Raw genomic sequence first — 22,255 nt, 5'->3', positions numbered from 1 at the left:
GCACCTTGTCGAAGGTGCGGCCCCACTGTCGTACCGCTCAGCCCTGGAGCTGCTGCTTCACGATCGCGGCGACACGGCCGCCGTCGGCCTGGCCGGCCACCTTGGGGTTCACGATCTTCATGACGGCGCCCATGGCCCGCGGTCCCTCGGCGCCGCCCGCCTTCGCCTCCTCGACGGCCTGGGCCACGATCGTGGTCAGCTCGTCGTCGGAGAGCTGCTTGGGCAGGTAGGTGGCGAGCAGCTCGCCCTCCGCCTTCTCCCGCTCGGCCTGCGCGGGACGACCACCCTGGGCGAAGGCGTCCGCGGCCTCGCGGCGCTTCTTCGCCTCCTTGGTGATCACCTTGAGGACCTCGTCGTCGGACAGCTCACGCTTCTCCTTGCCCGCGACCTCCTCCTTGGTGATCGCGGCGAGGGTCAGCCGGAGCGTCGCGGAGCGCAGCTCGTCGCGCTCGCGGATCGCGGCGTTGAGGTCGTCGTGGAGCTTCGACTTGAGCGTGGTGGTCATGGAGCGATTGTCGCAGGTGCGCCGGGCCGAACGCCCCTTGATTAAAGGGATGCCAGCTCTTGGCACCGGGCCGGGGTCTGACACGATGGGCGTATGCGCGCGCGATACGGAGTACCCCTGGGGATCATGGCGGCCGGGGCCGCCGGAGTGGCGTACGCGGCGGGCTTCGAGGTCCGCTCCTTCCGCCTCCGACGAGTGACCGTGCCGGTCCTCCCGCCGGGCATGCGCCCGCTGCGGCTGCTCCAGGTCTCCGACATCCACATGGTGGGCGGCCAGCGCAAGAAGCAGCGCTGGCTCCAGTCGCTGGCCGGGTTGCGCCCGGACTTCGTGATCAACACCGGCGACAACCTCTCGGACCCCGAGGGCGTCCCCGAGACGCTGGACGCGCTGGGCCCGCTGATGGAGTTCCCGGGCGCGTACGTCTTCGGCTCCAACGACTACTACGGCCCCAAACTCCGCAACCCGGCGCGGTACTTGCTGGAGAAGACGAGCGGCAGGCACGGCCTGAACGGCAACGCCCCCGCGGTCGGCGTGGTCCACAACCCCTGGGAGGACCTCAGGGACGGCTTCGACACCGCGGGCTGGCTGAACCTGACCAACCAGCGGGGCGTGCTGAAGGTCGAGGGCGTGTCCATCGAGCTGACCGGCCTGGACGACCCGCACATCAAGCGCGACCGCTACGCCCGGGTGGCCGGCGGCCCCTCCGAGGGCCACGACTTCTCGATGGGCGTCGTGCACGCGCCGTACCTGCGCACCCTGGACGCCTTCACGGCGGACGGCTACCCGCTGGTCCTCGCCGGGCACACCCACGGCGGCCAGCTGTGCATCCCCTTCTACGGCGCGCTGGTCACCAACTGCGACCTGGACACGGACCGGGTGAAGGGGCTGTCCACCCACACGGCGGAGGGCCACACCTCCTACCTGCACGTCTCGGCGGGCTGCGGCACGAACCGCTACACCCCGGTCCGCTTCGCCTGCCCACCGGAGGCGACGCTGCTGACGCTGGTGGAGCGGGTGTGACTTCGGCGGAGCGGGCGAGGGAGCGGGCGTAACCCGATCGGATTGCCCTGAATGGTCGCTTTTGGGCTGCTTGCCTAGCGTGAGGGCATGACCGTACCGATACCGCCCGTGCCCCGGGAGATCCCGGATCTGCCCGCGATCCCCTGGGAGAGCACGCCCGTACTGAAGCCGTCGTTCGTGCCGGTGACGGCGGTGGTGGCACCGGTCCGGCGCCCCCTGGTGGCCCTGTACCGCCTGCTGACCGCGCTGCTGGCGGCGGCCGGGGTGGCCCTGGAGATCCACCTGGCCGGCCCGGCCCGCGCGCTGAGCTACTTCCAGGTGCAGGGCACGGTGCTGCTGGCGGTGGTCATGCTGGTGTCGGCCTCGCGCTCCTGGCGCCCCCGCCGCGCCCTGCCGGCCGCGCTGACGGGGGCGGTGCTGCTGTACGTGGTGATCGGCGCGGTGGTGTACCACGGGCTGCTGGCCCACACGACGCCCCCGTTCACCATGACGGGCGCGACGGCGCCGCCGGCGCGGTGGCACGCCCAGTGGGCGGCGCTCCAGGCGCTGCACACGCTGGTGCCGCTGGCGGCGGTACTGGACTGGCTGCTGCTGACTCCGGCGTCACGGATGCATCTGCGCCAGGCGGCGGGCTGGCTGCTGTTCCCCCTGGCGTACCTGGTCTTCCTCCTGGTCGGAGCCCGCTCCCTCTACCCCTTCCTGGACGTCACGGCCCACGGCTACCGCCACACCCTGGCCAACGCGCTCCTCCTGGGCCTCGCGATCTACGCCTCCGCCATCCTCCTCATCGCCCTCGACCACGCCCGCCCCTCCCCCGTCCGCCGCCGCGTCTAACCGGATTTCGCCTCAGGCCCCCGGTGGGCTAAAGTAAACGACGTCGCCGCGACAGCAGCGACATCGGGGTGTAGCGCAGCTTGGCAGCGCGCTTCGTTCGGGACGAAGAGGTCGTGGGTTCAAATCCCGCCACCCCGACAGCTGTAACAGCAGGTGAGGGCACCTACCAACATTGGTAGGTGCCCTCACCTGTTTCTGCGTAGGGCGGCCTGAGGAGCATCGACGCATGACGGACGCGTCGCTCCCCACCGGGTGCGATCAGTCTGTATGAGGCGCTGCGGAGACTCTAGGGGCCCACCGACCGTTCTGGTACGCCTCGGTCAGCGCTGATCGGAGTTCCGTCGCCGTGAGATCGGTGGGCTCGGCCAGTTCGGGGGTCACCTCGTAGTCCTCCAGGAGCAGGAAGACGTGGTCGAGGAGTTCTCCTAGAGGGCCTCGGACTCGTTCGCCGTTTGACTGGGCGGTTCGGCGGGTCCGCCACCAGGTGTGGGCGAAGGTGGGGGCTGGGAGGGTGCCGTCGGTGAACTCTCGGAGCAGGTGCAGGTGGTGGGCTGTGGCGGTGTTCGGGGGGACTTCCGCCGGGTGGGCCCAAGCATGGTGGGTGGGGGCGTACGTGGCTGCCACCGCGAGGAGTTCGGGGTGCCGGGCCGCTTGTTTGCGGGCGTAGCGGGTGAAGCGGGCTCGGGCCTCGTCGATGCCCTCGGGGACGGCTGCGGTCATGAAGGGGCTGGTGCCGGCCAGGAGGGCGTGGCCGGGGGACGGGAAGAGGAGGGCGGCTTGGTGGTCGGGGGTCCACAGGAGGGTCGGCGGGCGGGTGGCCGCGTCGGTGGGAATCCCGTGGGTCGTCACTACTGGGTCCACGCCTAGGGGGATGTACCGGAGGTGGGTGGCGCCGGTCGAGCGGCATCCGGCCGTCACCCGGTCCGACACGATCGCGCCCAGCCGATCGCCGGCGGCGAGAGGGGTCACCGGCTTTCCGCTCAACCAGGCAGGAGCCAGGTTGCCGTCCGGGGTGAGCAGTGTGGCCGGATCTCGCACCGGACGCTCCTTCACCGGAAGAGGAGGCGGTCTCGCACTGCGATGCGAGGGGAGATGTCTATTTCCATGACACCGGCACACTCGCCCACAGAGAAGTCGATCTGCGCACCGACTGCCGAGGGAGTGGATGTGAAGGCGAGCCGCGTGGCGCCCTCGCGGTAGACATCCAGCAGCGAATCACCGTCGGTGTTCGACCAGAGAATTCTGACCGATCGGGTCACGGCTTCATAAGAGAGGACAAGGGCCCCATCACCAGAGCGCCAGGTCAGTGCACGCGCACCGCTTTCTTGTGTCTCCGGCCATGCACCGATGATGTCGAAAATCTCTTCATCATCGGGAACCGTAAACTCGCTGTACACGACTGAAGCTACTCCCTGTTCTCCGCATTATCTAGGACATCCCGGACCAGTTCCACACGGCGCTGCCCGTCGGCCGCCGGCACGGCGGTGTGACGGACCCTGCCGCACCCGGCATCGCCGGGGCGGCCCAGGAGACGGTCCGGGCGGTGCTGTGGCAGGTGTGGCCGATGCGCCCGGAGCACCGGACCGGGGTCCACATGGACGCACGGGCCGACGATCGGGCGGTGTGGTGGTGCCGGGCCGGCGTGGGCCACGAGCTGGTCGAGGTGGGTGAACTGGCGCAAACCCCTCCCGCAGGCAGCGCCTAGCACTGCGCCGGAAGGAGCGCAGGCGGGAAGGGCGAGTGGCGGCAAGCACGGGCCCCGTCACACTCACAGCGACACTGGACACCGTGCGGCCTGGATGAATCCGCCCGGCCCGTCCCGAAGGCTCACAGCACCCCGGACAATCCGTCAGCCGATGCGCGCCGTCAGCTCGTCCGACAGCGGATACGGCCGCTCGACGGGAAGCAGTGCGCGAGCCGCTTCGTCGTTTCCCGAGCGCACGGCCGCGTGCACCTCACGGGCGAGCGGCGTCACATCCCTGACCGAGACGATCCAGTCGTCCACGTACCGAGCCACGGCGTCCCCCGACAACCCGATCTGGATGGCACGGTGCGACAACGGGTTGAACCTCAGATCCCGTTCGGGATCCCACTGCACCCGGACGGGGCTCGTCCGCAGCGCCTTGCGCCAGTCCGCCTCGGTGGCGAACCGGGCGCGGTCGAAGTGACTCGGGCAGGCGTTCGCGAGCGCCCACTCGAATCCCTCCCGGGTGATGTCGAGGGCCAGCACCCGCTCTTGGTCCGGCTTACCCGCCCAGCCGCAGCGGTACATCATCCAGAGGAAGGACGGCTTGATCCACGTCATTCGCGTCATTTTGAAAGGGTCGACGAAGGTACCGGCACGCAGCGCCGGTACAGCGATCCGCTCGCCATACGCCTGATAAACGGTGATGACACCCCCGTCGAAGACCGCGCGAATCTGGCGCTCGGGGAAATCGCCGCTCATACGGTCGCTTCTGCGGCCCAGGAACCGGACCCGACCACCACCGGGTCGGCCACCGTCTCCGCCCCGCAGGCGTAGAGGAGCCATCTGAGCTCCTCCCAGGAGAACATCGGCTCACCCCACGTGTCGAGCCAGAGGTGAAGCCGCCCACTGCCGTCGGTCGCGCGCGTGAGGTCCCAGAACTCCCAGCCGCGCGCCTCCAGTTCCGGGTCGAAGCGGAAAAGCCAGTTCTGGATCTCCCAAGGATCGGCACCGGTCCTCTCCCGGTACCGCGCGCGCGCAGCCTCGGCGGTCGAACCGGCGGGGCCGGCGCCTCGGCCGGCGTCGAGGAACCAGTCCGGGATGCCGTCCACAGGAAGTTCGTCCTCGTCGAAGTCCGCGTCGACAGCAAGAGCGAAAACTGCTCCCAGAGCATCTCGCAGCCTGTGCGCGTAGGCTTCTGGATCACCCTCCGAAGTGATCGCGATACAGGCAAGAACGGGGGTTTCGGAAGCAATTCGGGGACGCTCGGAAACGCGCGTGAATTCCCGACCGACGCCGTCAATCTCGTGCAGCATACATTCACTTTCAATCGAAATCGTGGACGATCTTACCAGAGCCGGGAACGATGACCTTGCGCATTTTGTCGATCACCTCTCCAGGAAGTCCGTACAGGTCGACACCTCTCGTGGGATCAGATATCTCCGGATAGTACTTCTTTATCTGCTTCCATTCTTGCTTGGTGAAACCCCAGTCGGGTGGCTGCTCCTGCGGGATCGCCCGACCGCGGATCTCCTCCACGAACCCCTTCGGCACCTCGAACGAAACGATCTGACCGCCGTCGGATCGGAATTCCAGAGTATGCCTTATATCGCCACTCATATTGACGTATAGCTGGTTTTGGCCTGTGATGGTCACGTTGCCGTTCTCATCCACATGCACACGCTGGCTGAGGGGGTGGCTCGTCTGCTTTCGATAGACGGTCACCCGACACTCGTCCGGAGCCAGGCCGAGGTGATCCGACCAGGTGAAAGGGTTGTGCACATAAGCCGCGGGATTCGGTGCCGGGGCGAGTCCCAGCGGATCGGGCGTCAGGTACCGCGCCGTCTCGGGGTCGTAGCAGCGGAATACGTTGTAGTGCAGCCCCGATTCGGGGTCGTGATACTGCCCCGGAAAGCGCAGCGGGGTGTAGGCGGTGGCATCGCGGTTCCAGGTGGTCCGCCCCCATACCGTCGCGCGCGTTCGCCAGGCGATGTCACCGCTCTCGTCGACCAGCTCGGTTGGGGTTCCGACCAGGTCGGTCATGATGGCGAAGAAACGGCTGTCGATCTCCTCCTGGGAGGCGGACAGGATTCGCTCCGTCTGCGACAGGGGGTGCAGACCCTGGTGATCCCACGTGAGCACGATCGCTTGGGCGGTTTCCCGATCCACCGTCGCCTGCTCACACAGCGACGAGCCGTCCCAGGCGAACGTGGTCTCCTCCTCGACCTCGCCCGCCGCCGTCAGCCGCTGCTTGGCGACCCGCCGCCCCAGGGGGTCGTACAGGTATTTCCAGACTGTGCCGTCGGGTGTGGTCAGACCGGTCAGCCGATCCTCGGCGTCCCAGTCGAAACGCCAGGTGTCCGGTTTGCGGGACAGCCTGCTCCGCCGGCGCAGTACGACCCGCCCCTGCGCGTCGTACTCGTACCGCAGACCGCCCGCCGTGACAAGCCTGTTCCTTTCGTAGGTACGGACGCCCGTGGCCGCACCTGGTTGGGTCCGCTCCTCCGGCCAGGCCGCTTCGAGCTGGTTCCCGGCCTGGTCGTAGGCGTAGGCCTCCACCCATCCCGGCGCGGACACGGCGATGACCCGACCTGTCTCATCAAGGGTGAAGTCGTGATCTCCGTCGGGCGTCCGCAGCCCCGTCAGATGGCCGTCGGCGCGATAGCTGTAGTTCCGCCGCCACAAGGGGCGCCCGTCCGCCCCGTACAGCCGCTGCTCGACGAGGCGACCGAGCGGGTCCACCGTCCGCGCCAGCCTCACGTCGCCGAACTGCCGGGCGATCTCCTGGCCCGCCTCGTCGTGGGAGAACGCCATCATGCGGCCGGACACCGCGAGCCGGGCCAGCGCGCCGGTCGGACCGTAGCCACGCTCGGTCACCACGCCAGAGGGGGTGGTGCGGCGGACAAGTCGTCCGGAGGTGTCATAGCTCCAGCGCAGTGTCCGGCCGCTGGTGGTCTCCGACCGCAGGAGACCCCGTTCGTCACGCAGCCGGGTCAGCGTGGCGTCCGGACCTGTCGCGCTCGCCAGCTCGTCGAAGTGGTCGTACTCGTAGGTCGTCAGCCTCCCGTCCGCGTCCTTGGCAGCCAGTTGTCCTACAGCTGTGTAGGCATAACGGATCGTCTGCCCGAGCGCGTTGGTGCGCGCCGTGAGCTGGCCGACCGCGTCGTAGTCGTACCGCAGCGTCCGCCCGTCGAAGTCGGTCTCCGAGAGCAGGTGACCGGCCGGGTCGTAGTCGTAGGTCCAGGTCAGTCCCCGGGGATCGGTGACCCGGCACAGCCGCAGCTCGATGTCGTGGTGAAACTCGTAACGGGCGCCGTCCGGTGCCGTCCGGGCGGAGAGCCGGTCGAACGCGCCGTACTCGTACGTGGAGCGTCCTCCGTCGGGAGTGGTGTGGGTGAGGACGTTCCCCTCGCCGTCGTAAGTCCACTCGTTTCGGCCGCCGTCCGGTTCGGTGCGGTACAGCAGGCGGCCTTCCGTGCTCCACCCCATATGGATGACCCGACCGAGCGAGTCGCTGACGGAGACCGGACGACCGAAGGCGTCGTATGTGTTACGGGTGACGACACCGGACGGGGACACGGTCTCCACCGGGAGGCCGGCCTCGTTGCACCGTATCCGGGTGCTTCGACCCGCTTCGTCGGTCACCGAGGCCACATGCCCGCGGGCGTCGTAGGCGTAGTCAGTCCTGCCGGAGGGGCCGCTCACCGATCGGACGTTGCCGCGGTCGTCGTACTCGCGCCGGTGTGTCGTCCCGTCCGGGCGCGTCACCCGGGTGAGGAGCCCGAGGGCGTCGTACCGCATCGAGAATCCCCGGCCGTCTGGGCGGGTGACCGAGGTGACTCTGCCTTCCTCGTCGTACTCCATCATGGTCGCGCGGCCCAGCGGGTCCGTCCTGCGGACCAGTCGGTTGAAGCGGTCCCTCTCGAAGGTGGTGGTGGCACCGTTCGCATCCGTCTCGGCGACGACGCGTGAACGGTCGTCCACGATGTATCGCCGGACGTGCCCGAGACCGCTCACGACCGTGGTGACGCCCTGCTCATATTCGTAGCGGGAGCTGACGTGTCCCTCACGACCGCACTGGCTGACGCAGCGATCCTGCTCGTCGTAGGCGTACTCGAAGCGCTGACCGTTGGTGTCGGTCCAGGAGACGATGCGTGCCTGGTGGTCGTACGCGAAGCACAGGGGTTTGCCGGAGGAGTTGACGATCTCGGTGAGGTTGCCGTCCTCGTAGCGGTATTCGAGGACGCGTGTTCCGTCGGCGAGGTCGAGCGACGTGACACGTCCGTCCTCCGCCGTGAGGCGGACCTCGTACCCGCCGCTGTGCCGGACACCCGTCGGGACACCATCGGTGTCGTAGTCGTAGGCGATCCACCCGCCGTTGCGGTCGTCCGTCTGGACAAGGCGTCCCTCGGGGGTGAAGTGGCGGACATGACCGGTCTCTGGGTCGGTCACGGTGTAGCCGTCCGCCGTGAGGGCGAGCGGACGGCGCTGCCCGTGGCCGGGGAGCACAGGTACGTCCGGTGCGGGGTGCGGATAGGTCTGAACGCTGCCGTCCTCGTCGACGAGGACCACACCTTGGCCGTCGATCTCCAGCCGCTGATCGAGCGTGCTCGCCCAGGAAACGCCGAACCAGCGGCCGGCCCGGTACGAGGATTCGAAGGTACGGCTGAACACAAACGGCAGGGAGCCGGGCAGCATCAGGTCCGTTTGCGGAAGGATCATGCGGCCGGTGGCGACGTCGACCGGATCGTCGACGCACACCTTCTCCTTCTCCGCGCGTGAGACGGCGTGCGGCTCCCGCTCGGCCGCCATCCGGGCCTCACGCTGGAGTCCGGTCTCGACCCCTTCCTTGGCCGCGGTCTTCATCCCGAGCCGCAGCCCGCCCCGCGCCAGCCCCGCCCCCTTGGTGCCGATCAGTTCCGGGATCATCCGCCCCACGAACTCCGACGGGTCCTTCTTGAAGCCGTCGATGGCCGCCTGGACCGTGCGCTCGGGGTGGGTGCCCGCGGAGACGAGGCCGGACAGCGTCATGCTGACGTTCTGGAGGTAGGCCGCCGGGTGGGTCAGGTTGTAGGGGTCCGTGGGGTTGAGGCCGCGGGCGAAGTTGACGAGGCCGGCCGTGCCCTTGAGGGCGCCGCCGACGACGTGGGTCAGTTCGGTGTTGGCGGCCTGGTAGCCGTCGGTGAAGTCGTGGCCGAGGCGTTCCAGGGGCGGGGGTTCGGCGGGGGCGTGGGCGAGGGCGGCCTTGATCTTGCCCTGGGCGTCGGCGGCGGCGGTGTTGCGCTGCTTGCGGGCCTCGTTCAGCTTGTGCGCGGCCGCGTCGCGGTCGGACTTGCCCGCCTGCATGTCCTGCTCCGGCACCGGCCCGGGGTCCTCGCCCGCGTCGGCCTTGGTCTTGTACGCGGCGGCCTTCCGCTCGAAGTCGCCGCGCGCGTCGCTGAACGCCTTCGTGCCCTTCTTGTACAGCTCGACGGCCTCCGCCGCCTGCTTCTGCGCCCAGGTGACGGTGTCGGCGTACCGATCCAGCGCGTCCGCCGCAGAACCGCAAGCCTCGGCGGCGTGGGCCCACTTGGCGGGGTGGACGCCGAACTTCTCGCGGAAGGCGTCGCCGCCCTCGCCCTTCCAGCCCGCCGAGTCGATCTTCTTCAGGCCCGAGCCGACCTTGCCGAACGCGCCGTGGAAGTCCTTCAGGTGCTTCGCGCTCTCGCGGATCCTCTCCGGCTTGCCGTGCACGAGTTCGTCGGCCTGCTCGGTCTGGCCGAGCTGCTGCTCGCCCGGTGTCGCGCCCAGGTCGGAGGCGACCTCGTCGCCCCAGTCCTCGACGCCGTCGGCCCAGTCGTGCAGGCCGACGTGGTCCAGCCCGTCGCCGAGCTTGTCCGTGCCCGCGTCGACGACTTCGCCGACCTTCTTCTTGCCCTTGTCGTACAGGTTCTCGGCGCCGCCCAGCAGCGAGTTGGTGATGTCCCCCAGCCCCATCAGCCCTCACCGCCCTGCTGCTCGGCCGCCTTCGCGCGGGCCTCCGGTGACGGGCCGAAGGTGTCGTCGAGGAACTGGTCGTAGTCCTTGTCCGACATGCCCACCGCGCCGTGCATGTTCTCCGGGGTGACGGGGACCGTGCCGATCAGGGGTGCGGTCATCGCGTCCCGGCCGGCGTCCTTCCAGCCCTGCTTGCTGTTCTCCCACGCCTGCTCGAAGGACTCCTGCGAATAGTCCACCGTCTGACCGGACTTGGCGATGTCCCCCCAGCCCATCTTCTCGACGTCCTCCTCGGAGGCGTACGGGTTGCCCACCGCCGAGTTGGCCACGATCTTCACGCTGCCCTTGAGGTACTGCTCGGTCTCGTAGTACGTGCCCGCCGAGAGGTCGGTCTTCTGCGCGAAGGCGTTGCCCTCCGCGATCAGGGCGCGTACGCCCCACTCCCAGCGTTCGCAGAACGTCTTCAGCTCACCGGTCAGGCCCTCGTGGCCCAACTCCAGCCCGGACAGGGCGATTCCGGAGAAGCCACGGCCCGCACCGGCCTGGCCGGCCATGCCCAGCTCGCCCAGTTCGCCCAGCGCCTCCGTCAGGCCCTTGGCGATCTCCTCCAGGCCCTGCGCCTGGAGATCCATCCCGCCCTCGCCGCTCATACCGCACCCCCGTGCCGTACCCCGTCGTCCAGATCCACCGCCGCGCCGTCCGGCACGATCCCCGCCACCGGCGGGAACACCATCCCCTCCGACCCGTCCGCACAGTCCAACGCGACCCCGCACGGCACGCCGGCGGCGGGCACCGCGACATCCAACAGTCGCGCACCCAGCACGCGTTGATACGTCCACTCCCGCGCCGACTCCCCCCGCGCGATCGCGTACCGGGCGAGCGCCTGCTCGTCGGAGAAGGCCAGGATGAAGCGGATGCCGCCCAAGTCCGCGGTCAGCAACGCCTGTTCGTCACCCAGGGGCACGAGCACGGGAGCACGGCGGAACTCCCCGAGCAGCTCGGCGAACTCCCGTCTCCGGGCCGCCACTTCCGCCATCTGCCCGGGCGCGACACCCGAACCCGCTATCCGGTCCCCGTTCTCAGACATGCCGCCATCATCACGACTACGCCGAGACCGGACAAGTTTCCACCCGTCACCCCCGGCCGGCCGGCAGTGGGGAAGCAGTTGTGGAAGTGCCCCCGGGGTGCCCCTCCCACGAGTCGGTCCGGCTGTTCTGGAGCGTGCCCGCGGGAGGGGTGGCGAGGGAATGCTCCGCGAGCGGGCCGCCGGTGGGGAAGTCGGCCGGCGCGAGCCCGCCCGCTGCGCGGTCGTGCCGGATCACGTGGCCGTCGCCGGGCGTGGCGGGGCCGACGGCGCGGCGGTCGTTCATGAGAGTGGGACGGCCAAGTCCCTTCCACACATCGTCATTTGCCAGCCGACTGCCCGTCGCCCGAGGTCCGGTCATCCAGTGGGCCCCCAAGCCCGGACGCCCGGTTGGCGGCACTGTTCCTCTCGGCCTGGCGTGGAGGTGAGCGCCTTGGGTGAGCGAGGCAGGGGTCTGTCGTGGCGCGGGAAGACGACGCTTCGTGGGCGGACCGCGCCCGCCCGGGGCATTCGCGTGGTGCCCACGGCCCGAAGACGTCGACGGCCGGCCGAGGAGAGCCGTGCGGGCCGGTGGAACGGAGGCCAGGCATGAGGACGTCGCCGAGACTCGCGACCTCGCCGTGGAACATCGCAGCAAGCTGATCGAGATGATCGCGCTGTGGTACGTCGAGGCCGGCAAGTACAACGTGCTGCCGATCGACGGCAGCGCTTTCGAGCGCCTCATGCTGGAGAGGCCGCAGGTCACCGAGGCCCGGCCCAGCTACCACTTCCACCCCGGCACGCAGGCGGTGCCGGCCAGCGAGATGCGCATGCACATGGCCAGGCAGTGAGGTTCCGGGCGGGCCCGGCGGTGGTCCTCACCTGTGCGGGCATCTCCCGGCCCAGGTTGCCGCAGGGCCGGCCGAAGGCGACGTAGGGTCAGCAGTCGTGTCTCTGTGTGACGGTCGCCCGACCGCCCCGGCGACGACGGACGTCCGGCGTGAGGAGTGCGGATGAACGGCTGGGCCGTCGTGGCCGCCGGGTGTGTGGTCATCGGCTACGGGATGTTCTCGCGGCGCCTGTCGACCACGGTGCTCTCGGGGCCGCTGGTGTTCATGCTCGTGGGTGTGGCCATCGGCCCGCTGGGCCTGGGGATGCTGAGCCGTGCGCAGGACCCGGAGCTCACGCGGACGCTGCTGGAGAGCGCGCTGGTGCTCCTGCTGTTCGCGGACGCGGCGGGCATCAGGGTCCGGGACCTGCGCCGGGAAGGGTTCCTGCCGCTGCGCCTGCTCGTCGTCGGACTGCCGGCCACGATGGCTCTGGGGTGGCTGGCGGCCTGGCCACTGCTGCCCGGCCTCGGTGTGTGGGAACTGGCCCTGGTCGCTGTCATCCTCGCGCCGACGGACGCCGCGCTCGGCCAGCAGGCCTTCTCCAACAAGCGGGTGCCGCCGCTGATCCGCGGCGGCCTCTCCGTGGAATCCGGTCTGAACGACGGTCTGGCGCTTCTGTTCTTCGTACTGGCACTCGCGGCGGCCGGTGAGGGCCATGGGCATCCGGGCGTAGCCGAGACGTTCCTGCGGGCACTGCTGCTGAGCGGGGCGATCGGCATCGCGGCCGGCTGGGCCGGGGCGAGTCTGCTGCGCTGGTCGCTCGCCCGGGGGTGGAGCACCTCCGACTGGCGGCAGTTGCTGGTCCTGGCCGTTCCTGCCGTCGCCTACGCGCTGTGCCTCATGGGCGAGGGAAGCGGCTTCATCGGCTCGTGGGCCGCCGGCCTGGCCTTCGGCGTCCACCTGCGGCGAGCACCCACCGGTCCGAACCTTCGCCCCGAGGACTCCGATCCGGTGCGAAGCACGACCTTCACCGAACGACTCGGCCTCCTGCTCGCCTCGCTGAGCTTCCTCGTCTTCGGCGCGGTCATCCTCGGGCCGACGCTCCAGCACCTGACGTGGCGGATGGTCGTCTACGCACTGCTCGCCCTCACCGTCATCCGGATGCTGCCGGTCGTTCTCGCACTGATCGGCACCGGGCTGCGCGTCACCTCCGTGGCCTACATCGGCTGGTTCGGTCCGCGCGGGCTCGCCTCCCTCGTGTTCGGCCTGCTCGCGTTCGAGGAGCATCTGCCCGGTGGAACCCTGCTGAGCGGCGTCGTCGCCGTCACCGTCGGCCTGAGCGTCGTCCTCCACGGAGCCTCCGCCCCCTTCCTCGGGAACCGCTACGGCTCCTGGTTCACCAGGACACTGCGTGAGCAGCCGAACCTGCGGGAGAACGCGCTCGCTCCCGACGAGACACCGCGCTGACGGTCCGCCACCGGGCCCGGCGCGAGGGGGCGTCCAGCGCCCGCTGCCACGTCGGCCGAAGGGCGAACGACACTCCTGGGCGCGGGCGGGGGTGTGGCGCCCCAAATGGCCTTCAGGCCCTGGGCGCCCCGAGGCAGAGTCCGCCTCAGCTCCAGACCGCCTCCGCGAGCGCCGTCCCCACGAAGGCCGCGCCCAGGCCCGCGACCACGCTGGCCACCACGTTCGCCGCTGCCAGGAAGCGGGCTCCGTCCTCGGTGAGGCGGAGAGTCTCGTAGGAGAAGGTGGAGTAGGTGGTGAGGGCGCCGCAGAGGCCGGAGCCTATGAGGAGTTGGGTGTGGGTGCCGGCGGCGCCCGCTGTCACCGCGCCGGTCAGGAGGCCGAGGATGAGGCAGCCGAGGACGTTGACGGTGAAGGTGCCCCAGGGGAAGACGGCGTCGTGGCGTTTCTGGACGGCGCGGTCGGTGAGGTAGCGCAGCGGGGCTCCGGCCATGCCGCCGATGATCACGAGGAGCCAGTTCACGCCTTCTTCTCCTTGCCCGGGTGACGCCGCGAGTGCCGGCCCGAGTGGCTGCCCGCGTACCGGATGACCTGGCAGTCGTCCAGGATCACCAGTCCCGACTCCACCAGTTCGTCCAGCTGCGGCAGGAACGCCCGTACGCGCTCCGGGGTGTCGACGACGACGATCGCCACCGGCAGCTCCTCGTTCATGGAGAGCAGCCGGGCGGTGTGGATGAGGGAGGACGCGCCGAAGCCCTCGATGCCCCGGAACACACTGGCGCCCGCGAGCCCGGCCGCGTGCGCGCGGTGCACGATCTCGCTGTAGAGCGGCTTGTGGTGGTACGTGTCGTGCTCGCCGATGAAGATCGTCACCCGGAGGGCGTCGCCGGTCAGCCGTGTCGTGGTCATCGATGCCTCCAGGCCAGGACGCGGCGCGTGAGCGCGACCGCGAGTCCCACCGAGCCGAGGGCCGCGAACAGGGTCGCGGTCAGATAGGCGAGGGCGGTGCGCGCCTCACCGGCGTTCACCAGCCGTTCGATCTCGACGGTGTACGTGGAGAACGTCGTGAAGCCCCCCAGCACCCCCGTGCCGAAGAACGGCCGGACCAGCCGGTGCGCCGTCCACACCTCACTGATCAGCACCATGAACACGCCGATGACCGCGCAGCCGGTGACATTGACCAGCAGGGTGGTCCAGGGGAAGCCGGGGCTCTCGACCGGCCAGAGCAGCGACGCCGCGTACCGGGCCGTCGCGCCGATCGCGCCGCCGACCGCGACCACCGCCACGACCGGGCCCTGACCGCGCCACGCCTCCTGCCACTGGGCGGGAGAGCGCAGGTCGATGTCGGGGTCGACGGGTTCGTTCGTCGTGGGTCGTGGTGCTGTCATGGGCGTACGTCTCCTACTCGCCGGGGCCCGCGCACGCGGGCGCACTCCATCGCAAGTAGGGACTGTTGGCGGCCTCGGTGCCGCGGTTCGGGTACGGCGAGCCCCACCGCCGCGCCGCGCGGGTGAGGCGCGGCCGGTCACCAGGATATCGCGGGGGCGGGGCGGGGTGCAGCGCGGCGGGTGCGGTCACGAGGGGGTCAGCGGGAGGTCGTCCGTGTAGGCGTTGACCGGCTGGGCGATGGGGTGGGTCTCCCGGACGTCCAGCGCGGCCTCGGCGGTCTTCGTGCCGAGGCGGCCCGCCGGGTGCCAGGTGCCGGTGACCGCGAGCCAGGTGTTGGCGGGCGGGGCGTCGGGGCCGTGCACGCGGACCTTGACGGTCTGGGAGTCGGCGGCACAGCAGGTGAAGATGATCCGGGTCAGGTACCAGCCGCCGCCCGCCCCGGCCGGGGTGACGAACCCGGTGAGCTGGACCTGCCGGCCCTTGATCGCCCGTGTGGGGTCCTGCTGGACGCGCTGGGTGAAGCCGGTGAGGGTCAGGGGGAGCGGGGAGGTCGCGGGGAGGTCGGGGAAACGTTCCCTCGGGGTGGTGGCGACCGGCTTCCCGTTGGAGTGGGCCGCCGTGTACGCGCCGAGGGCGGGCGGGGCGTAGAGGAGGAGGCTCAGGGCGGGGAGGGCGAGGAGCCAGGCGACCTTGGGGGCGTGCGCATGGTCGTGGCCGTGCTCGTGGTGCTCGTGGGATTCCGGGTCGGCCCGCAGGTCGAGTACGGCGTTCACCGCGCCGAGGAGCAGCAGGACGACGCCGGACGCGATCAGGACGGGGCGCAGGCCCTCCTTGACGTAGCGCAGGTAGAGGTCGGTGAAGAGGGCCGTGTGCAGCAGGCCGGCGCCGATGAGGGCGAGCAGGGCGGTCTGGGCGAGGCGTCTCACAGCAGCGTGCCTCCGGCCAGGGCGCTGGCGGCGACGGCGACGACCGTGGTCGCGGCGGAGAACCGTACGGCGAAGGCGCGGCCGAAGGTGCCCGCCTGAAGGGCGATCAGCTTCAGGTCCACCATGGGGCCCACCACCATGAAAGCGAGCCGGGCTGTGGGGGAGAAGCCTGTGAGGGACGCCGCCACAAACGCGTCCGCCTCCGAGCAGACCGCGAGCAGGACGGCGAGTCCGGCGAGGAACAGCACCGAGAGCCAGGGCGAGCCGGAGAAGGTGTCGAGCACGGTGCGCGGTACGGCGACGTTGAAGGTGGCCGCCGCCATCGCGCCCAGCACCAGGAAGCCCCCGGCGTGCAGGAAGTCGTGCTGGAAGCCCTGGCGGAACTCGGCCCAGCGGCTGTGTCCGTGCTGGTGACCGGTGTGCCGTACGGCCGGGCGCAACCACTTCTCCTTGCCGAGGCAGAGCCACAGCCAGCCCATCACGGCGGCGGTGGCCAGCGAGGCGGCCAGCCGGGCGGCGACCATCGCGGGGTTGCCGGGGAAGGCGACCGCCGTGGCCGTGAGCACGATCGGGTTGATCGCGGGCGCGGACAGCAGGAAGGCGAACGCGGCTGCCGGGGTGACGCCTCGCCTGATCAGGCTGTTGGCCACCGGTACGGACGCGCACTCGCACCCCGGCAGCACCGCACCCGCGACCCCCGCGACCGGCACGGCGAGCGCGGCCCGCTTGGGCAGCACACGGGTGAACAGGTCCGCCGGGACGAAGGCGTTGATCGCGCCGGACAGCACGGTGCCCAGGATCAGGAACGGCAGCGCCTGCACGGTGATCGCCAGGCAGACCGTGCGCCACGCCTGTACGGCCGGGCGGTCGAGCACCCCGGCGCGGGCGAGCAGCAGCACCGTGATCCCGACGGCCGCGGCGGCGGTGAGGGCGAGCAGGGGGCGTACGGGGCTGGGGCGGGCCGGTGGAGCGGTGGGGGTGACGACCGTCGCCGTCGCCGCCGCGTCGAGCGCTCCCACCAGCTCATCCGTTTTTCCCATTTTCACTCCGGATGTCGGTGTTTGGCCGACGATAAGCGAGGGGCGTGTGCCGGGTGGGGTGCACACGCCGTCTCGCCTCCGGATGCGTGAGGAGGTTGCGGCCCGGCCGCGGCTCAGGCCAGCCGGCCGACCTCGTAGTCACCGGCGGGCATGCGGATCATGACGTTCATGCGGTTGTAGGCGTTGATGAGGCCGATGAGGAAGACCAGGGCGGCGAGCTGGTCCTCGTCGTAGTGCTTGGCCGCGTTCGCCCACGCCTCGTCCGTGACGGCGCCCGGGGTGTCGGCGAGGCGGGTGCCCTGCTCGGCCAGTTCGAGGGCGGCGCGCTCGGCGTCGGTGAACACGGTGGCCTCGCGCCAGGCCGCGACCATGTTCAGCCGCAGCGGGGTCTCGCCCGCGTGTGCGGCCTCCTTGGTGTGCATGTCGAGGCAGAAGCCGCAGCCGTTGATCTGGCTGGCGCGGATCTTCACCAGCTCCTGGGTGGCGGCGGGGAGAGTGGAGTCCGAGACCACCTTTCCGGCCGCGCCGAGGTGCTTGATGATCTTGGCGGTGGTGGGGAGGGCGAAGGGGTTGAGACGGGCGTCCATGGGTGCGCTCCTGGGAGTCGGTGCGGGTGGGTTCACGCTTACGACGGGTGGGGCGGCGGGGGTGTGACATGTGGGGGTGTGACGTGAGCCACCGGCTCGCCCGGCCTCCGGCCACATAGGTTCCGGCCACATAGGTTCCGGCCACGCCGAATCCGCTGGGAATGTGTGCAGGAGAGCCACATGGGGCGCACACACTCTGCTGATGGTCCCGTTACGGTGGCGGGCGCTCACCCGCGCCCGTCGACCCAGGAAGACCGCGAATGGACTACTGCTCCGCCTGCCGTCGGCATCTGAACGGCGCCCTGGTCTGCCCCGGCTGCGGCGTCTGCGCCTCCCCGGACCTGGCCCCGATGCCGGTCCGCACGAGCCCGTACGCCGTACGGCGGCCCGGCGAGGAGGACGTTCCCGCCCCCTCGTCCCGTCGCGGCAGGTCGGTACCCCCGCCGGCCGCCCCGCACCGCCCCGCCGAGGTGCCCTCGGGCAGTGGCCGTGCGGCCCGGCGCCGTGAGCAGTCCCGTTGGCGGAAGACGCGTCGCAGGGCAGCGTGGGCAACCGCCGTGGCGCTGGTCGGCGGCGGTCTCACCCTCGCCGCGGCCCTGAACCACCAGCCCGCCGACCGCACCCGCCCCACCGCGGCCCAGGGCGAGCAGCCGATGGGCGGTACGGGTCCCGAGGCCACCGCCGGCCTCCCGGTACCGACGGCGTCCCCGACCGAGCGCCCCACGTCATCGAGCACCCCGTCGCACACGAGCGCCAAGTCCCCGGCAGCCCCCCGCCGCTCCGGCACCCCCGCCTCGCACAAGGCCACCCCGAAGACCGAGAAGCCGTCCCCCTCCGCACCGGCCTCGGCGCACCCCCACTCCCGCTCCCTGCTCCCCCTCCCCCACGACCCGGCCCCGGTCTCCACGACCCCCACCTCCCCCCTCGCCCCGCCGAAGCAGTCCCCCACCCCCACGAAGTCCACCCCGACGCCGGACGCGACGACGCCCTCCCCCACCGAGCGCACCGAGCCCCCGTCCGCCACCCCCTCCGAGCCGCAGTCCCCCACCCCCACGGACTCCCCGGCCCCCACGGCGACCCCCTCGACCTCGCCTTCCCACCTCTGCCTCCTGGTCCTCTGCCTGAACTGACCACGCGACGAGGTCGGACACCGCCGGCACCGAGGAGGGGTGAGCGACCTCCACTGATCACCAATCCGACCCCTCCCAAGACGGACCGGAGGGAAACCTGCAAGCCGGTCACACTCCGGCCGAGTTGGACGCCGCGTCCCTCACCTGTTCCACGTCTCGTCGTAAGGGTCGGCCGGAGTAGCCACCGGGCGGGCGGAGGTCACGCGGAGGTAGGGGATCGGCCCGTTGTTGACCGGGTCACGGGTCATGCGGGAGGCGTACACGCCCGTCACCTCCAGCCAGGCGTCCGGGCGGAGGACCGGGGGGAGCTGGCCGGTGAGGCCGATCTTGACCGGCTGGGCGTCGGCGGCGCAGCAGTTGAGGGCCATGCGGACGAGGTAGGGGGTGCCGTGGGCGTCGAGGGCGAGGAAGCCGGTGACGCGGACGGTGCGGCCGCGCAGGGAGTGGGTGTAGGCGGCGCGGGAGGCGTAGTCGACGACGCTCAGCCGGACGGGGTCGGAGGCGGGCAACGGGTCCAGTCCGTAGGGCGGTTGGAGTGCCGTGCCCGTGCGGACCGCGCTGTAGGAGCCGAGGGCGGGCGGGGCGATGAGGATGAGGGCGAGGACGGGGAGCACCAGGAGCCAGGCCACGCCGGGCTCGGGATGCCCCCCACCCCCATGAGCCCGTTTCCGCTCGTACCAGACCGTCGCCAGCGCGGCCACGACCAGGACCGCGCCCGCCGCCAACACCAGTGGCCGCAGGCCCGACTTGACGTATCTCAGGTACAGCTCCGTCGTCCCCGCGTGCAGCAGCGCGCCCCCGAGGAGGAACATCACGGCGGCCTGCGCCTGGCGGTTCACAGCAGCACCGCCCCGGTGACCAGCGCGCCCGTGACGGCCAGCGCGAACGTGGCCGGGGCGAAGCGCAGCGCGAAACCGCGGCCGAAGGTGCCGGCCTGCATGGCGAACAGCTTGAGGTCGATCATCGGGCCCACCACCAGGAACACCAGCTTGGCCGTCGGGGAGAAGTCGGTCAGTGAGGCGGCGACGAACGCGTCCGCCTCCGAGCAGATGGACAGCACCACGGCGAGCACGGCGAGGGCGAGCACCGCGAGGAACGGGTTGCCCGCGGCCGTGCGCAGCCACTCCGCCGGGGCGACCGCCTTCAGGGTGGCCGCGGCCATGGCGCCGACCACCAGGAAGCCGCCCGCGTGCATGATGTCGTGGCGTACGGAGTTCCAGAAGGTCTCCGCCTTCGTCTCGCCCTCGTGCGCCCCGTGCGCGGGCGGGCGCAGCCAGTCGGCGCGGCCCAGCCGCTGCCACAGCCAGCCCATCGCGCAGGCCACCAGCAGGCTCCCGGCGAACCGGGCGACGACCATCTCCGGGTTGTTGGGGAAGGCCACGGCCGTGGCGGTGAGCACGATCGGGTTGATCGCGGGCGCGGACAGCAGGAACGCCAGTGCGGCCGACGGGGTCACGCCCCGCCGCACCAGCGCGCCCGCCACCGGCACCGACGCGCACTCGCACCCGGGCAGCACCGCCCCCGCGAGCCCGGCGACCGGTACGGCGAGCGCGGGCCGGCTCGGCAGCGCGCGGGCGAAGAAGGCGGGCGGGACGAAGACGGCGATGGCGGCCGACAGCAGCACCCCGAGGACCAGGAAGGGGAGCGCCTGCACGGTGACGGCGACGAACACCGTGGTCCAGCTCTGCATCACCGGGGCGCCGAGCGCTCCCCGGATCGGCGCCTGGGCGAGGACGGCGAGGAGCAGCAGGAGGGTGAGGACGAGGGGGGAGCTGAGCCGGACGCCCCCGGATCGTTCGCGGGGCGGCTCGGTACCCGGCGGGGCGTCTTCGGTGATGGCCACGGGTGGAGACCTCCGGCTGGGTGCGGCTGCGACGAACACACCCCAGGCGGTACGCGGCCGTCGGCGGCCCCGTTCAGGTGATCGCTGGAACCGGCCGCCTTCTTGGGGCAGTCTTTTCCCTCGTGGCGAACAGCGTTCCGTATCAGGGCGGTTCAGGTGGCGCGGCGGCGCCGATGGTGGTGTGCGGGGACGACGGTCTCGCGCACCGGCTCTCCGCCGAGCTGCGCGGAGTCTACGGCGAGCAGGTCGTGCTCGTCGTACCGCCGAACGCCCGTACCGCGCGGCGGCCGATGGTCGGGCGGCCCCGGTCGGCTCCGGCGGCGCTGTTCGACCGGGTGGTGTCGGTGGCGGTCGGCCGGGGCGGCCCCGCGCCGGGCGGCGACTCGGCCGCCGTGTCCCCACGCTCGGGCGGGGAGAGGGTGCTGGAGGCCGAGTTCCTCACCGAGCGGGTGCTTGCCGAGGCCGGGGTGGAGCGGGCGGCCGCCCTGGCGCTGGTGTACGAGGACGACGAGACCAACATCCGGGCCGCGCTGACCGCCCGGCGGCTGAACCCCAGGCTCCGGCTCGTACTGCGGCTCTACAACCGCCGGCTGGGCCAGCACATCGAGGAACTCCTCGACCAGGCGGCCGTGTTGGTGGGCGATGACGACGAGGCGCTCCGGGACGCGGCCACCTCCGTGCTCTCCGACGCCGACACCGCGGCGCCCGCGCTCGCCGCGACCGCGGTCGCCGGTACCGGCAAGGTGATCCAGGCGGAGGGCCTGCTGCTGCGCGCGGTGGAACGGGCCGCGCCCCCGGCCGGGGGCCCCGCGCCGGGCGGCCTGTGCACGCTGGCCCTGCTCTCCGCCGACGGCGACGACGAGGGGCCGGTGCTGCTGCCCGGCGACGAGGAGGTACGCCGGGCCGGTGCGCGGTCCCGCGTGATGCTGGAGCGGTTCTCGGCGTCGGAGGGCGCGGCGGCGGGCAACGGGCTCGGCGTGGGCGGTGTCCCGCCCCTGTCCTCCCTGTTCTCCAAGCAGTTGAGGTGGTCGCTGGCGGTTCTGGCGGGCTGCGTGATCGCGCTCGCGGTGGCCCTGTCGATCGTGACCGGCATCCATCCCGTACGGGCCTTCTACCTGACCCTGCTGGACCTGTTCGCCATCGACGATCCGGCGCTGGGCGAGCCGTTGGGGCGGCAGATCCTGCAACTCCTCTCCGGACTGGTCGGGTTGCTGCTGCTGCCGGTCCTCCTGGCTGCCGTGCTGGAGGGGCTGGGCACCTTCCGTACGCAGTCCGCCCTGCGCAAGCCCCCGCGCGGGCTCGGCGGGCATGTGGTCCTGCTGGGGCTGGGGAAGATCGGTACGCGGGTGCTGATCCGGCTGCGGGAGCTGCATGTGCCGGTGGTGTGCGTGGAGGGCAACCCGGAGGCGCGCGGGCTCGCGGTGGCGCGGCGGCTGCGGGTGCCGGTGGTGATCGGGGACGTCACGCAGGAGGGCGTACTGGAGTCGGCGAAGATCCACCGGGCGCACGCCCTCCTCGCGGTGACCAGCGCGGACACCACCAACCTGGAGGCCGTGCTGTACGCGCGCGGGGTCCGTCCCGACCTCCGCGCGGTACTGCGGCTGTACGACGACGACTTCGCCACCGCCGTGTACCGCACCCTGCGGGTCGCGCACCCGCTGGCCACCACCCGCAGCCGCAGCGTCACCCATCTCTCGGCCCCCGCCTTCGCCGGAGCCATGCTGGGCCGTCGCGTCCTGGGCGCGGTGCCGGTGGAACGCCGGGTGCTCGTCTTCGCGTCGGTCGACGTGGCGAACCGCCCGCAGCTGGAGGGCCGCACCCTGGCCTCCGCCTTCGCACCCGGCGTCTGGCGCGCCCTCGCCGTGGAGGGCGCGCCCGACACCCCGCCCGACCGCCTCCTCACGAAGGACGACCGGGTGGTGATCGCGGCGACGCGCGGCGGGCTGGCGGAGTTCGGCTGACCG

The 22,255-nt window shown here is 71.1% G+C and carries 23 protein-coding genes and 1 tRNA gene; 8 read left to right on the top strand and 16 right to left on the bottom strand.

Annotated elements, in window-relative coordinates:
- Window positions 1–37: 37 nt before the first annotated feature.
- Entirely contained in the window at window positions 38–505 is a 468-nt protein-coding gene (locus tag D0Z67_RS15785; RefSeq protein ID WP_031182704.1) for a GatB/YqeY domain-containing protein, read from the bottom strand.
- Window positions 506–598: 93 nt separating this feature from the next.
- Here D0Z67_RS15785 and D0Z67_RS15780 point away from each other — a divergent pair, with 93 nt between their 5' ends.
- From D0Z67_RS15780 to D0Z67_RS15770, 3 genes are all read left to right on the top strand, one after another.
- Window positions 599–1,525 carry a metallophosphoesterase gene (locus tag D0Z67_RS15780; protein ID WP_031182703.1) on the top strand — a complete coding sequence of 309 codons (927 nt, stop codon included), beginning with the start codon at window positions 599–601 and terminating at the stop codon, window positions 1,523–1,525.
- Between the two features lie 87 nt (window positions 1,526–1,612).
- On the top strand, window positions 1,613–2,359 hold the full coding sequence (locus tag D0Z67_RS30415) for a Pr6Pr family membrane protein (protein WP_031182702.1): 747 nt from the start codon (window positions 1,613–1,615) through the stop codon (window positions 2,357–2,359).
- 64 nt (window positions 2,360–2,423) lie between these two features.
- A tRNA-Pro gene (locus tag D0Z67_RS15770) sits at window positions 2,424–2,497 on the top strand.
- A 120-nt stretch (window positions 2,498–2,617) separates the two neighbouring features.
- On the opposite strand, the gene D0Z67_RS15765 is transcribed toward D0Z67_RS15770, so the two are convergent.
- On the bottom strand, window positions 2,618–3,397 hold the full coding sequence (locus D0Z67_RS15765) for a hypothetical protein (protein ID WP_131589658.1): 780 nt from the start codon (window positions 3,395–3,397) through the stop codon (window positions 2,618–2,620).
- An 11-nt stretch (window positions 3,398–3,408) separates the two neighbouring features.
- Window positions 3,409–3,756, bottom strand: coding sequence for a hypothetical protein (locus D0Z67_RS15760; protein ID WP_031182700.1), 348 nt, complete (start codon window positions 3,754–3,756; stop codon window positions 3,409–3,411).
- A gap of 89 nt (window positions 3,757–3,845) precedes the next feature.
- On the opposite strand from D0Z67_RS15760, the gene D0Z67_RS15755 reads away from it, so the two are divergent.
- Window positions 3,846–4,064, top strand: a complete 219-nt coding sequence (locus D0Z67_RS15755; RefSeq protein WP_131589657.1) for a hypothetical protein — start codon at window positions 3,846–3,848, stop codon at window positions 4,062–4,064.
- A gap of 144 nt (window positions 4,065–4,208) precedes the next feature.
- Here the strand turns inward: D0Z67_RS15755 and D0Z67_RS15750 are convergent, their stop codons facing one another.
- Genes D0Z67_RS15750 through D0Z67_RS15730 form a run of 5 tightly spaced genes read right to left on the bottom strand, consistent with a single transcriptional unit; the run spans window position 4,209 to window position 11,106 of the window.
- Window positions 4,209–4,805, bottom strand: a complete 597-nt coding sequence (locus D0Z67_RS15750) for a DUF4291 domain-containing protein (RefSeq protein ID WP_031182699.1) — start codon at window positions 4,803–4,805, stop codon at window positions 4,209–4,211.
- Entirely contained in the window at window positions 4,802–5,359 is a 558-nt protein-coding gene (locus D0Z67_RS15745) for a hypothetical protein (RefSeq protein WP_031182698.1), read from the bottom strand. The genes D0Z67_RS15750 and D0Z67_RS15745 overlap by 4 nt, the downstream gene beginning before the upstream one ends.
- Window positions 5,360–5,369: 10 nt before the next feature.
- Window positions 5,370–10,019: a putative T7SS-secreted protein gene (locus D0Z67_RS15740; RefSeq protein ID WP_051887925.1), complete on the bottom strand. Its 4,650-nt coding sequence runs from the start codon at window positions 10,017–10,019 to the stop codon at window positions 5,370–5,372.
- Window positions 10,019–10,669 carry a hypothetical protein gene (locus tag D0Z67_RS15735; RefSeq protein ID WP_031182696.1) on the bottom strand — a complete coding sequence of 217 codons (651 nt, stop codon included), beginning with the start codon at window positions 10,667–10,669 and terminating at the stop codon, window positions 10,019–10,021. Before D0Z67_RS15735 ends, D0Z67_RS15740 begins: the two co-directional genes overlap by 1 nt.
- Complete coding sequence (locus D0Z67_RS15730) at window positions 10,666–11,106, bottom strand: hypothetical protein (protein ID WP_078873499.1); 441 nt, start codon at window positions 11,104–11,106, stop codon at window positions 10,666–10,668. The genes D0Z67_RS15735 and D0Z67_RS15730 overlap by 4 nt, the downstream gene beginning before the upstream one ends.
- 617 nt (window positions 11,107–11,723) lie before the next feature.
- On the opposite strand from D0Z67_RS15730, the gene D0Z67_RS15725 reads away from it, so the two are divergent.
- Together D0Z67_RS15725 and D0Z67_RS15720 are read left to right on the top strand one after the other, a co-directional pair.
- On the top strand, window positions 11,724–11,933 hold the full coding sequence (locus D0Z67_RS15725; protein WP_199812222.1) for a hypothetical protein: 210 nt from the start codon (window positions 11,724–11,726) through the stop codon (window positions 11,931–11,933).
- Window positions 11,934–12,095: 162 nt separating this feature from the next.
- Window positions 12,096–13,379, top strand: a complete 1,284-nt coding sequence (locus D0Z67_RS15720; RefSeq protein WP_031182692.1) for a cation:proton antiporter — start codon at window positions 12,096–12,098, stop codon at window positions 13,377–13,379.
- A gap of 145 nt (window positions 13,380–13,524) precedes the next feature.
- Here D0Z67_RS15720 and crcB read toward each other — a convergent pair whose 3' ends face one another.
- From crcB to D0Z67_RS15690, 6 genes are all read right to left on the bottom strand, one after another.
- Window positions 13,525–13,899: a fluoride efflux transporter CrcB gene (crcB, locus tag D0Z67_RS15715; RefSeq protein WP_031182691.1), complete on the bottom strand. Its 375-nt coding sequence runs from the start codon at window positions 13,897–13,899 to the stop codon at window positions 13,525–13,527.
- Window positions 13,896–14,285 (bottom strand): DUF190 domain-containing protein, encoded by a 390-nt coding sequence (locus tag D0Z67_RS15710; protein ID WP_037775610.1) that lies wholly within the window; start codon window positions 14,283–14,285, stop codon window positions 13,896–13,898. The genes crcB and D0Z67_RS15710 overlap by 4 nt, the downstream gene beginning before the upstream one ends.
- On the bottom strand, window positions 14,282–14,764 hold the full coding sequence (locus D0Z67_RS15705; RefSeq protein WP_031182689.1) for a fluoride efflux transporter FluC: 483 nt from the start codon (window positions 14,762–14,764) through the stop codon (window positions 14,282–14,284). Before D0Z67_RS15705 ends, D0Z67_RS15710 begins: the two co-directional genes overlap by 4 nt.
- 186 nt (window positions 14,765–14,950) lie before the next feature.
- Entirely contained in the window at window positions 14,951–15,691 is a 741-nt protein-coding gene (locus tag D0Z67_RS15700; protein ID WP_031182688.1) for a TIGR03943 family putative permease subunit, read from the bottom strand.
- A complete protein-coding gene (locus D0Z67_RS15695) occupies window positions 15,688–16,731 on the bottom strand; it encodes a permease (RefSeq protein ID WP_234312867.1) in 1,044 nt (347 codons plus the stop codon). Before D0Z67_RS15695 ends, D0Z67_RS15700 begins: the two co-directional genes overlap by 4 nt.
- A 113-nt stretch (window positions 16,732–16,844) precedes the next feature.
- On the bottom strand, window positions 16,845–17,318 hold the full coding sequence (locus D0Z67_RS15690; protein ID WP_031182686.1) for a carboxymuconolactone decarboxylase family protein: 474 nt from the start codon (window positions 17,316–17,318) through the stop codon (window positions 16,845–16,847).
- A gap of 260 nt (window positions 17,319–17,578) precedes the next feature.
- Between D0Z67_RS15690 and D0Z67_RS29695 the strand changes: the two genes are divergently transcribed.
- Complete coding sequence (locus D0Z67_RS29695) at window positions 17,579–18,448, top strand: SCO2400 family protein (protein ID WP_165507350.1); 870 nt, start codon at window positions 17,579–17,581, stop codon at window positions 18,446–18,448.
- A gap of 140 nt (window positions 18,449–18,588) precedes the next feature.
- On the opposite strand, the gene D0Z67_RS15675 is transcribed toward D0Z67_RS29695, so the two are convergent.
- Together D0Z67_RS15675 and D0Z67_RS15670 are read right to left on the bottom strand one after the other, a co-directional pair.
- Window positions 18,589–19,287, bottom strand: coding sequence for a TIGR03943 family putative permease subunit (locus tag D0Z67_RS15675; protein ID WP_031183845.1), 699 nt, complete (start codon window positions 19,285–19,287; stop codon window positions 18,589–18,591).
- Window positions 19,284–20,291, bottom strand: a complete 1,008-nt coding sequence (locus tag D0Z67_RS15670) for a permease (RefSeq protein WP_031183846.1) — start codon at window positions 20,289–20,291, stop codon at window positions 19,284–19,286. The genes D0Z67_RS15675 and D0Z67_RS15670 overlap by 4 nt, the downstream gene beginning before the upstream one ends.
- Window positions 20,292–20,464: 173 nt before the next feature.
- On the opposite strand from D0Z67_RS15670, the gene D0Z67_RS15665 reads away from it, so the two are divergent.
- Window positions 20,465–22,252, top strand: coding sequence for an NAD-binding protein (locus D0Z67_RS15665; RefSeq protein ID WP_031183847.1), 1,788 nt, complete (start codon window positions 20,465–20,467; stop codon window positions 22,250–22,252).
- Window positions 22,253–22,255 lie beyond the last annotated feature (3 nt).

Origin of the sequence: Streptomyces seoulensis, from assembly GCF_004328625.1 — a bacterium.
Classification (GTDB): Bacteria; Actinomycetota; Actinomycetes; order Streptomycetales; family Streptomycetaceae; genus Streptomyces; species Streptomyces seoulensis.
The sequence above is the reverse complement of the archived record's forward strand: the minus strand, read 5'-3'. Positions and strand labels throughout refer to the sequence as shown.